General features: G+C 66.7%; 3 protein-coding genes, 1 tRNA gene and 2 rRNA genes (1 of these 6 cut by a window edge). 1 reads left to right on the plus strand and 5 read right to left on the minus strand.

Annotation, left to right across the window (positions count from 1 at the left end; genetic code table 11):
- Positions 1 to 98: 98 nt before the first annotated feature.
- Positions 99 to 5,837, minus strand: coding sequence for a HAMP domain-containing protein (locus AC3AGO_RS10830; protein ID WP_487819945.1), 5,739 nt, complete (start codon positions 5,835 to 5,837; stop codon positions 99 to 101).
- Between the two features lie 431 nt (positions 5,838 to 6,268).
- On the opposite strand from AC3AGO_RS10830, the gene AC3AGO_RS10835 reads away from it, so the two are divergent.
- Complete coding sequence (locus AC3AGO_RS10835; RefSeq protein ID WP_487819946.1) at positions 6,269 to 8,905, plus strand: SpoIIE family protein phosphatase; 2,637 nt, start codon at positions 6,269 to 6,271, stop codon at positions 8,903 to 8,905.
- 79 nt (positions 8,906 to 8,984) lie between these two features.
- Here AC3AGO_RS10835 and AC3AGO_RS10840 read toward each other — a convergent pair.
- From AC3AGO_RS10840 to AC3AGO_RS10855, 4 genes are all read right to left on the minus strand, one after another.
- Positions 8,985 to 9,057, minus strand: a tRNA-Thr gene (locus AC3AGO_RS10840).
- A gap of 75 nt (positions 9,058 to 9,132) precedes the next feature.
- Positions 9,133 to 9,819 (minus strand): DegT/DnrJ/EryC1/StrS family aminotransferase, encoded by a 687-nt coding sequence (locus AC3AGO_RS10845; protein WP_487819947.1) that lies wholly within the window; start codon positions 9,817 to 9,819, stop codon positions 9,133 to 9,135.
- A gap of 99 nt (positions 9,820 to 9,918) precedes the next feature.
- Positions 9,919 to 10,035 (minus strand): 5S ribosomal RNA (rrf, locus tag AC3AGO_RS10850).
- Positions 10,036 to 10,099: 64 nt separating this feature from the next.
- Positions 10,100 to 12,258, minus strand: a 23S ribosomal RNA gene (locus tag AC3AGO_RS10855); it runs 963 nt beyond the window's last position.

The following is a 12,258-nucleotide window of genomic DNA, read 5'->3' on the forward strand; positions in this document are numbered from 1 at the left end:
CGTCCCGGGAGACCAGAAGGTTCCCGGTTTACCGCGTTTCCACACGTCGTTGACCACCCTCCGTCAGCATCTGGCCCTTACCCCGCACCGTTTCACACTTACCGGGAACGCATCCACTGCCGCATGACAGACATCAGATGATCGGTGTCCACCGGCTTGGTGACGTAGTCGGACGCGCCGGACTCGATGCTCTTCTCCCGGTCGCCCTTCATCGCCTTCGCGGTGAGCGCGATGATCGGCAGCCCGGCGAACTGCGGCATCTTGCGGATCGCCGCCGTCGTCGCGTAGCCGTCCATCTCCGGCATCATGATGTCCATCAGTACCACGGCGACATCGTCGTGCTGTTCGAGCACCTCGATGCCCTCACGGCCGTTCTCCGCGTACAGCACCTGCAGTCCGTGCTGCTCCAGCACGCTGGTGAGCGCGAACACGTTCCTGATGTCGTCATCGACGATCAGCACCTTGTCGCCCGCGAAGTCCCCGCCGGGGCCCGGGTCCACGAGGTCCTGGCCGCTGTGCAGCCACGCCTCGTCCTGCCCGGAACCGTCGCCGTTGTCCCGCTGGCCGTTGCCGTACGAGGAGTGCGGACTCGGCTGTGCCTCCGGCGGCAGCGCCACTCCTTCGAGTGCTTCCGCGCTCCGCTGCCGGCGCCGTCGCGTCAGCGAGGCGGCGGCCCGTTCGGCCTCCGCCGCCGCGGCCTCCACCGGATCCTCGGGCGTCGCCGGCTGCGCTTCGGCACCCGCGGGCGCGGAGCCACCCTCCGCACGCCCCGCCGCGTCTGTGCCGGACGTGCCGCCGCTCTCCCCGGTACCGCCGACTCCCTCCGCGCCGTGGGAGTCTGACGCCGCGTCGGACGTCGCGCCGTCCGTACCGTACGTACCCTCGTCACCGCTCGTCCCCGCGGACAGCTCCGGCTGGTCGACCGGCTCGGCAGCCGCGGCGCCCGACGCCGCGGCAGCGGAGATGGCCAGGGTGCCCGAGCCCAGCTGCGGGTAGCCCTGGGGCGGCAGTTCGGTCGGGTTCATCGGCAGGTAGAGCGTGAAGGTCGAGCCGCGGCCCGCCTCACTGGCGGCGTAGATCTCACCGCCGAGCAGCCGCGCGATCTCCCGGCTGATGGACAGCCCGAGACCCGTACCGCCGTACTTCCTGCTGGTCGTCCCGTCGGCCTGCTTGAACGCCTCGAAGATGACGCGCATCTTGCTCGCCGCGATCCCGATACCGGTGTCCGTCACCGAGAAGGCGATCAGATCGGCGTCGGCGTCGCGCAGCGAACCGTGCTCCAGCATCTGCTCCAGGATCGAGTCCGGCACATCGCCCCGCGCGGAGCGGATGACCAGCTCGACGGCACCGCTGTCGGTGAACTTCACCGCGTTCGACAGGAGGTTGCGCAGCACCTGCAGCAGCCGCTGCTCGTCCGTGTGCAGCGTCGCCGGCAGTTCGGGCGAGACCCGTACGGAGAAGTCGAGGCCCTTCTCGGCCGTCAGCGGCCGGAAGGTGGCCTCCACGTAGTCGACGAGCTGGACGAGCGCGATCCGGGTCGGACTGACGTCCATCTTGCCCGCCTCGACCTTCGACAGGTCGAGGATGTCGTTGATGAGCTGCAGCAGGTCGGAGCCCGCGCCGTGGATCGTCTCGGCGAACTCGACCTGCTTCGGGGAGAGATTGCCCTCCGCGTTGTCCGCGAGCAGCTTGGCGAGGATGAGCAGCGAGTTGAGCGGCGTGCGCAGCTCGTGCGACATGTTCGCCAGGAACTCGGACTTGTAGCGCATCGACACCGACAGCTGTTCGGCGCGCTCCTCCAGGACCTGACGCGCCTCCTCGATCTCCCGGTTCTTGATCTCGATGTCGCTGTTGGTCTGCGCGAGCTGCTCGGCCTTCTCCTCGAGCTGCTCGTTGGACTCCTGCAGCGCCTTCTGCCGGTTCTCGAGCTCCGCCGAGCGCTCCTTCAACTGCTCGGTCAGCTCCTGCGACTGACGGAGCAGCACCTCGGTCTTGGTGTTGACGCTGATGGTGTTGACGCTGGTCGCGATCATCTCCGCGATCTGGCTGAGGAAGTCCTTCTGGATCTGCGTGAAGGGCTGGAACGAGGCCAGCTCGATCACGCCCAGCACGGTGCCCTCGAAGACGACAGGCAGCACGATCACGTTCGCGGGCGGCGCCTCGCCGAGCCCCGAGGTGATCTTCAGGTATCCCGGCGGCGCGTTCTCCACCAGGATCGTCCGCTTCTCCTGCGCCGCGGTGCCGACCAGCGACTCGCCCGGCGCGAAGCTGGTGGGCATGGAGCCGGTCGAGTAGCCGTAGCTGCCGAGCATCCGCAGCTCGTACGTGCCGTCCTCGCTCTCCACCGCGCCGACGCCCCGGTCCTCGCCGTCCTCGCCGGTCGGTACGGCGAGGAAGAAGCCGCCGTGCTGCGCCGAGACGACCGGGGTGAGCTCGCTCATGATCAGCCCGCCGACGTCGGCGAGGTCACGGCGGCCCTGCATCAGGCCGGAGATGCGCGCGAGGTTGCCCTTCAGCCAGTCCTGCTCCTGGTTGGCCAGGGTGGTCTCGCGGAGGTTGGTGATCATCGTGTTGAGGTAGCCCTGCAGCTGCAGGATCTCCCCGGCGGCCTGTACGTCGATGCGCACGTTGTGGTCGCCGCGGGTCACGGCCGTGGCCACCTCGGCGATGGCCCGCACCTGACGGGTGAGGTTCCCCGCCATCTCGTTCACGGACTCCGTGAGGTCCTTCCAGACGCCGGCGACTCCCTGTACGCGTGCCTGGCCGCCCAATTCGCCCTCGGTGCCCACCTCGCGGGCCACTCGGGTCACCTGCTCGGCGAACGAACTCAGCTGGTCCACCATCGTGTTGATGGTGGTCTTGAGCTCCAGGATCTCGCCGTTCGCCTCGATGTCGATCTTCTTGGTCAGATCACCCTTGGCGATGGCGGTGGTGACCATGGCGATGTTGCGGACCTGACCGGTGAGGTTCTGCGCCATGGAGTTCACCGATTCGGTGAGGTCCTTCCACGTGCCGGCGACGCCGGCGACGCGCGCCTGACCGCCCAGCACACCGTCCGTACCGACCTCGCGGGCGACCCGCGTCACCTGGTCGGCGAACGAACTCAGGGTCGTCACCATCGTGTTGACGGTGTCGGCGAGCTGTGCGACCTCGCCGGACGCCTCGACGGTGACCTTCTTCGTCAGGTCGCCGCCGGCCACCGCGGTGGTCACCTGGGCGATCTGCCGCACCTGACTGGTCAGGTTGTTGGCCATCAGGTTGACGTTGTCGGTCAGGTCCTTCCAGATGCCGGACACGTTCCGCACCCGGGCCTGGCCGCCCAACTGACCGTCGGTGCCCACCTCGCGGGCCACCCGGGTCACCTGCTCGGCGAACGACGACAGGGTCTCCACCATGGTGTTCACGGTGGTGACCAGGGCGAGCACCTCGCCCTTGGCGTCCACGGTGATCTTCTTGGACAGGTCGCCCTGCGCCACCGCCGTCGTGACCTCGGCGATGTTCCGCACCTGGGAAGTCAGGTTGTTCGCCATGAAGTTGACGGACTGCGTGAGGTCCTTCCAGGTGCCGGCGACGCCCTTGACCTCCGCCTGGCCGCCCAGGATGCCCTCGGTGCCCACTTCCCGGGCCACTCGCGTGACCTGCTCGGCGAACGAGGACAGCTGGTCGACCATCGTGTTGATCGTCGTCTTGAGTTCGAGGATCTCGCCGCGGGCGTCGACCTCGATCTTCTGCGACAGATCACCCCGCGCCACCGCGGTGGCGACCTGAGAGATGTTCCGGACCTGAGCGGTCAGGTTCCCGGCCATGAAGTTCACGGAATCGGTCAGGTCACGCCACACACCGGCCACACCCGGTACCTGCGCCTGACCGCCCAGCCGTCCTTCCGTACCCACCTCGCGGGCGACCCGCGTCACCTGGTCGGCGAAGGCGGAGAGCTGGTCGACCATCGTGTTGATGGTGTTCTTGAGTTCGAGGATCTCGCCGCGGGCGTCGACCTCGATCTTCTGCGACAGATCACCCCGCGCCACCGCCGTGGTGACCTGCGCGATCTGCCGCACCTGCGAAGTCAGGTTGCCCGCCATGAAGTTGACGGAGTCCGTGAGGTCCTTCCAGGTGCCGGACACGCCGTCCACCCGGGCCTGACCGCCCAGCCGGCCCTCCGTACCCACGTCCCGGGCCATCCGTGTGACCTGCTCGGCGAAGGACGACAGCTGGTCCACCATCGTGTTCACGGTGTTCTTCATCTGGAGCATCTCGCCGGAGACGTCCACGGTGACCTTCTGCGACAGGTCACCGTTGGCCACCGCAGTCGTCACCTGGGCGATGTTCCGCACCTGGCCCGTGAGGTTCCGGAAGGCTGTGTTGACGGAGTCCGTCAGATCCTTCCAGGTGCCGGCCACGCCGGGCACCTGCGCCTGACCTCCCAGCTCACCCTCGACTCCGATCTCCCGTGCCACGCGCGTGACCTCGTCGCCGAACGACGACAACTGGTCCACCATCGTGTTCACGGTGTTCTTCAGTTCCAGCATCTCGCCGGACACGTCGACGGTGACCTTCTGCGACAGATCACCATTCGCCACCGCAGTCGTCACCTGCGCGATGTCCCGGACCTGACCGGTCAGGTTGCGGAAGGCGGTGTTCACCGAGTCGGTGAGGTCCTTCCAGATCCCGCCGGCACCCGGCACCTGCGCCTGGCCGCCCAGCACGCCCTCCGTGCCGACCTCGCTGGCCGCACGCGTCACCTCGTCGGCGAACGTACGCAGGGTCTCCGTCATCGTGTTGATGGTCTCGGCGAGCTGCGCGACCTCACCGCGTGCGTTCACAGTGACCTTCTGCGACAGATCACCGTTCGCGACCGCGGTCGTCACCTGTGCGATCTCCCGCACCTGCGAAGTGAGGTTGCCCGCCATGAGGTTGACGGAGTCCGTGAGGTCCTTCCACACGCCGGCGACGCCGGTCACCCGGGCCTGGCCGCCCAGTTCGCCCTCGGTGCCCACTTCACGGGCGACCCTGGTCACCTCGGACTGGAACGAGGACAGCTGGTCCACCATCGTGTTCACGGTGTTCTTCAGCTCGAGCATCTCGCCCGCCACGTGCACGGTGACCTTGCGGGACAGATCACCCTTGGCGACGGCGGTCGTCACGAGTGCGATATCTCGCACTTGAGCTGTCAGCCGGGACGCCATCGTATTGACGGAATCCGTGAGGTCCTTCCAGGAACCGGACATTCCACGCACGCGTGCCTGTCCGCCCAGCTTCCCCTCCGTACCAACCTCGCTGGCGACCCGCGTCACCTCGTCGGTGAAGGTGGACAGCTGGTCGACGAGTCCGTTGACCGTACGGCCGACCTTCAGGAACTCGCCGCGCAGCGGGTGACCCGCTCCGTCCGACCCCCGGGAGCGCAGGTCCATGCGCTGCTCCAGGTCGCCGTCGGCGACCGCGGACAGCACCCTGCCGACCTCGGAGACGGGACGCACCAGGTCATCCACCAGGGCGTTCGCGTTGTCGATCGCGGAGGCCCAGGAACCCTCACAGGTGCCGGTCTCCAGCCGCTCCGTCAGCTTGCCGTCCCGGCCCACGACTCTGCGGACACGCGCCAGCTCACCCGTCAGATGCAGGTTCTGATCGGCGACCTCGTTGAAGACCGCCGAGATCTCCGCCATCGGTCCGTCACCGGTGACGGTGAGACGCTTGCGGAAGTTGCCGTCGCGCATCGACACCAATGCCGTCAGCAGCCTGTTGAGGGCTGCCGCATCGACCTCGATCGTCCCGCTCTTCCGGGAGCGTCCGCCCTTCGCGCGCGTGTTGGTGCTACGCGCTGCCGCGCCAGACTCCACCGTTACCCTCCCGCAGGGTCGACCGTCGTACCCGGGCCTTTACTTCGAGCCTTCCCAGTGTTTCACCCTGCCCGAACCAGGCGATAACAGTTCGGCAGCATGGCACACCGCTCCCTGCCCGGTCCGGAGGGGAAAACACGGGCATCCGGCGCCCGCGTATACAGCGAACGTAAGTAACCTGGCATCCGGCTGTCCATCCGCCCCAGTGATCAGCTGGGCGGATCCCGGTGCGCCGGGCAGCAGGGAGCGGATGGTCAGCGGCGTGAGCACGACGGCAACGGAGGGGCGCTGCGGTGAGGCAAGAGCAGGGCGCCAGGCGCGCGGGTCCGCCCGCCGACGGCGGGAAACTGCCTGCCGGGAACGATGACAGAGCCCCGGCAGTTCACGCCCAGCGCACGCCGGAACGCACCGCCGGCGACGACCAGACAGCCATGGGGAGACCAGTGATCACCGCACGGGCCGCGGCCACCTTCGAACCGGTCGGGCGTTCCGTCGCGACGGCGCGGGCCTTCGTACGGGACACCCTGCAGGGCTGGGGACTGGGCGACATCGTGGACGACGCCGTCGTCCTCACCAGTGAGCTGGTCACCAACGCCGTCGTGCACGCCGGGACCGCGGCGGAAGTGATCTGCCTGCGCGAGGACGACTGCGTACGCGTGGAGGTCGTCGACCGTTACCCCGAGCGCGAACTCCCCTTGCAGGATCCGGGCAATATCGCCGCGAACCCGGACCGGGAGGGTGGCCGGGGTCTGCTGCTGTGCGCCGCTCTCGCGTCCCGCTGGGGCGTCGACTACACGGCGGCCGACAAACGCGTCTGGTTCCGCCTCGACCTCCCCGAGCGTGTCGTGGGAGCCCGTCACGCAGGACCGGCCCTGCCGGACGCGGCACTTCCCGTCGCGGACACACGCGTGCACGTCGCCGTCATCCAGATCGACCGCGGCGGCGCCATCTCCGCGTGGAACGAGGGCGCGCAGGAGCTGTTCGGCTACCCCGCGGAGCAGGTGCTGGGAAAACCGCTCACCGACCTGGCCGCCTGGCCGCACACACCCGGCACCGGCACCGGCATCGCCGACGCGCTGCAGCTCTCCCGATGGGAGGGCTCGTACGGCGTGCGCGGAGCCGACGGCCGTACGATTCCGGTCTACGCCTCCCATCTGCGTGTGCGCGACAGCGACGGCGAACCGTCCACCGTCTGTCTCCTCGTACGCGATCACGAGCGCGCCGTTCTGCAGTCGCCGCAGCGCACGCCCGCGTCCGACACGTCGGGCCGGCAGCAGGACCGCAGTGAACAGTCGGGCGCCACCGACCCGTTCGAGGTCTTCATCGGCTCCCCCGCGCCCGACGATCTGGACGGACTGCTGCAGCGCACCGTCGAGCGCGCCCGCGACATGCTCGACGGCGACTCGGCCTATCTGCTCCTCGCGACCGACGACGAGACGGAGTTGGAGGTGCGCGCCTCCACCGGCCTGCCCTCCGCACGCCAGCGCTTCGCCCGCGTCCCCGTGGAAGCCGGCAGCGGCCGGTACGGATCGGCCCGCATGCCGTCCGTCCACGAGGACCTCACCGTCGTCCCCGGCGCGGTCCCCCTGCTGGCCGGTACCGGCATGCGCTCGGTGGTCACCGTTCCCCTCAAGGTCGAGGGCAGGCTGACCGGTTCACTCGGCGTGGCCGCCGAGACCCCGGGCCGCTACACCAACGAGGAGGCACTGCGCCTCCAGTTCGCCGCCGACCGGATCGCACTCGCCGTCGAACGGGCCCGTCTCACGGAGCTGGAGAAGCTGCGCCGCGGCTCCCTCTCCTTCCTCGTCGAGGCGTCCGACCTGCTGGCCGGCACGCTCGACCGGGACCAGACCCTGGCGCTCATGGCCCAGATGACGGTCCCCACTCTCGCCACCTGGTGCGCGGTCTACACGGTCGCCGACCAGGGCTCCGACCCGAAGCTCTCGTACGTGCTGCACGAGGACGAGGACCGGATCGACAATCTCAAAGCCCTGCTCGCCAAGGTCGAACCCCCGGACCCGGTACCGACACCCGGCGCACGCGTGTGGACGGCGCCGTCGGACGCGGCGCACTCCGCGGCTCTCCGTACGTCTCTGCGCAGCGTCGTCATGGGCGAGGAGGACCGGCACCTCACCCCGGGCTCCTCCCTCGCCACAGCGGCCGCTGTGGGCGGCGAGACGGTGGTCCTGCCGCTGGTCGCGCGCAACCGCGTCATCGGCATGCTCACCCTGGGCAAACCGACTGACGAACGCTTCCGGCAGGAAATCCTGGAACTGGCCGAGGACTTGTCGCGCAGAGCGGCACTCGCCCTCGACAACGCGCGCCTGTACTCGGAGCGCACGGCCATCAGCCAGTCGCTCCAACGCAGCCTGCTGCCGCCCGAACTGCCCGAGGTCTCCGGCGGCGTCGAGGTCGAGGTCATCTACCGGGCCGCCGGCGAGGGCAACGAGGTCGGCGGCGACTTCTACGACCTCTTCGAAATCAGCGACGGCACCTACGGGTTCGCGATCGGCGACGTCTGCGGCACGGGCCCCGAAGCGGCGGCCGTCACCGGCCTCGCCCGGCACGCTCTGCGCCTGCTCGGCCGCGAGGGCCTGGGCGGCCCCGCCGTCCTCGAGCGGCTCAACGCGGCGATCCTCGACGAAGGCGCCCGCAGCCGCTTCCTGACGCTCCTTTACGGCGAGATGCGGCCCCAGGAGGACGGCAGCGCCGAACTGAAGGTCGTCTGCGCCGGCCACCCGCTGCCGCTGCGTCTGCGGCCGGACGGCACCGTCGAACCGGCGGCCGAACCGCAGCCGCTGCTGGGCGTGATGGACGACCTGGAGCTCTACGCGCAGACCGTCACGCTCGACCCGGGCGACGTACTGCTGTGCGTCACGGACGGCGTCACCGAACGCCGCGAGGGCACCCGCATGCTCGGCGACGACGGCCTGGCCAACGTCCTCACGACGTGTACGGGCCTCAACGCCGGCGCTGTGGCGGCCCGCATCATGCGCGCCGTCGAACGGTTCGCGAGTGACGCCCCGTCCGACGACATGGCCATCCTGGCGATGCGCGTTCCCAGCTGATCCCGCGCGTCCGCGCGCCGGACACAACGAGAAAGGCCCCCGCCATGTGGCGGGGGCCTTTCTCAACTTCCTTGCGGAGAGCCCCAAAGCGGAATCGAACCGCTGACCTTCTCCTTACCATGGAGACGCTCTGCCGACTGAGCTATTGGGGCCTGCTGCCTCGCTGTCGCGTTCGCAGCGGAATAGATCTTACATGACCCGGGCGGGTGCTTTCGACCGCCTGGGAGTCAGGCGGGCTCCATCAGCAGACCGCCCAACGCGTTGCAGCCGGAGACCACTCGGTGCAGATCCCTCTTGGTCATCCCGGCCCACAGCGACAGCGCCAGCGTTTCCGCGACAGCCTTCTCCGTCTCGGGCAGCCACACGTCGGTCCGGAACTCCGGCAGCCGGTGCACGGGTGTCTTCACCGGTACGTGGCAGTCCACGCCGCGGCCCCGCAGCGCCTGCTTGAACGCGTCCCGGTCGGGCCGGCCGTTCCCGGGCACGCGCACCACGTAGTCGGTGTAGCTGTGCTCGACTCCTTGCACCACGGGCGGTATCACCACACCGCGCAGTCGCCGGTCGAGATATGCGGCGTGCTGCCGGCGCCGTACGGCATCCACAGCCGTCACCTGCGGCGCCGCTTCTCCGAACTCGACGACGGGCAGTTCCAGCCGCTGCCCCAGCTCCAACAGCCCGACCATGTCCGCGGGGTGCCCGAAGAGGTGCACCGGCGCGACTGCCGCGGTCCGTTCCGTGACGGCGGCCTCGGCGGCCCGAGGGTCGAGACAGAAACTCAGCGGATCGATGTCCGCGAACACAGGCCGCGCGCCGGCCTGCCGTACGGCCTCCGCAGCCTCGCCACCCCCGAAGGCGGGCAGCACGACCTCGTCCCCGGCACCCACACCTGCGGCACTCAACTGTGTCGTTCCCATACCGCGGATGCTGTCCACGCGACATGAACACGCGGTGACGCAACGCAAAAAAGCCGTGGTCCCTGAACGCAACGTTCAGGGACCACGGCTCTAAATATAGTTCGGCGGCGTCCTACTCTCCCACACACTCCCGTGTGCAGTACCATCGGCGCTGAAAGGCTTAGCTTCCGGGTTCGAAATGTAACCGGGCGTTTCCCTCACGCTATGACCACCGAAACACTATGAAACACACAACACCGGGGTTGTTGTCTCAGAACTAACACAGTGGACGCAAGCAACTATGGACAAGCCCTCGGCCTATTAGTACCGGTCACCTCCACCCATTACTGGGCTTCCAGATCCGGCCTATCAACCCGGTAATCTCCCGGGAGCCTTAACCCCTCAAAGGGGGTGGGAGTCCTCATCTCGAAGCAGGCTTCCCGCTTAGATGCTTTCAGCGGTTATCCCTCCCGAACGTAGCCAACCAGCCATGCCCTTGGCAGAACAACTGGCACACCAGAGGTCCGTCCGTCCCGGTCCTCTCGTACTAGGGACAGCCCTTCTCAAGACTCCTACGCGCGCAGCGGATAGGGACCGAACTGTCTCACGACGTTCTAAACCCAGCTCGCGTACCGCTTTAATGGGCGAACAGCCCAACCCTTGGGACCGACTCCAGCCCCAGGATGCGACGAGCCGACATCGAGGTGCCAAACCATCCCGTCGATATGGACTCTTGGGGAAGATCAGCCTGTTATCCCCGGGGTACCTTTTATCCGTTGAGCGACGGCGCTTCCACAAGCCACCGCCGGATCACTAGTCCCGACTTTCGTCCCTGCTCGACCCGTCAGTCTCACAGTCAAGCTCCCTTGTGCACTTACACTCACCACCTGATGACCAACCAGGCTGAGGGAACCTTTGGGCGCCTCCGTTACTCTTTGGGAGGCAACCGCCCCAGTTAAACTACCCACCAGACACTGTCCCCGATCCGGATCACGGACCCGGGTTAGACATCCAGCACGACCAGAGTGGTATTTCAACAATGACTCCCCCCAAGCTGGCGCTTGGAGTTCACAGTCTCCCACCTATCCTACACAAGCCGAACCGAACACCAATATCAAGCTATAGTAAAGGTCCCGGGGTCTTTCCGTCCTGCTGCGCGAAACGAGCATCTTTACTCGTAGTGCAATTTCACCGGGCCTGTGGTTGAGACAGTCAAGAAGTCGTTACGCCATTCGTGCAGGTCGGAACTTACCCGACAAGGAATTTCGCTACCTTAGGATGGTTATAGTTACCACCGCCGTTTACTGGCGCTTAAGTTCTCAGCTTCACCACCCCGAAAGATGATTAACCGGTCCCCTTAACGTTCCAGCACCGGGCAGGCGTCAGTCCGTATACCTCGCCTTACGGCTTCGCACGGACCTGTGTTTTTAGTAAACAGTCGCTTCTCGCTGGTCTCTGCGGCCACCACCAGCTCAGGGAGCACGTCCCATCACCAGCCGTGGCCCCCCTTCTCCCGAAGTTACGGGGGCATTTTGCCGAGTTCCTTAACCACAGTTCACCCGAACGCCTCGGTATTCTCTACCAGACCACCTGAGTCGGTTTAGGGTACGGGCCGCCACACACCTCGCTAGAGGCTTTTCTCGACAGCATAGGATCATCCACTTCACCACAATCGGCTCGGCATCAGGTCTCAGGCACAAGTCCGGCGGATTTACCTACCGAACGCCCTACACCCTTACCCCGGGACAACCACCGCCCGGGCTGGACTACCTTCCTGCGTCACCCCATCACTCACCTACTACAAGTCTGGTTCGTCGGCTCCACCACACCCCTTCACCCGAAGGATCCAGGGGGACTTCACGGACTTAGCATCGCCTGTTTCGATGTTGATCGCTGTGCAGCGGGTACCGGAATATCAACCGGTTATCCATCGACTACGCCTGTCGGCCTCGCCTTAGGTCCCGACTTACCCTGGGCAGATCAGCTTGACCCAGGAACCCTTGGTCTATCGGCGCACACGTTTCTCACGTATGTATCGCTACTCATGCCTGCATTCTCACTCGCATACCGTCCACAACTCGCTTCCGCGGCTGCTTCACCCGGCACACGACGCTCCCCTACCCATCCCAGCAGCCGTTAGGCCTCAGCTGGAATGACACGACTTCGGCGGTGTACTTGAGCCCCGCTACATTATCGGCGCGGAATCACTTGACCAGTGAGCTATTACGCACTCTTTCAAGGATGGCTGCTTCTAAGCCAACCTCCTGGTTGTCTCTGCGACTCCACATCCTTTCCCACTTAGCACACGCTTAGGGGCCTTAGTCGATGCTCTGGGCTGTTTCCCTCTCGACCATGGAGCTTATCCCCCACAGTCTCACTGCCGCGCTCTCACTTACCGGCATTCGGAGTTTGGCTAAGGTCAGTAACCCGGTAGGGCCCATCGCCTATCCAGTGCTCTAC

Source organism: Streptomyces sp. BL1 (genome assembly GCF_057628045.1).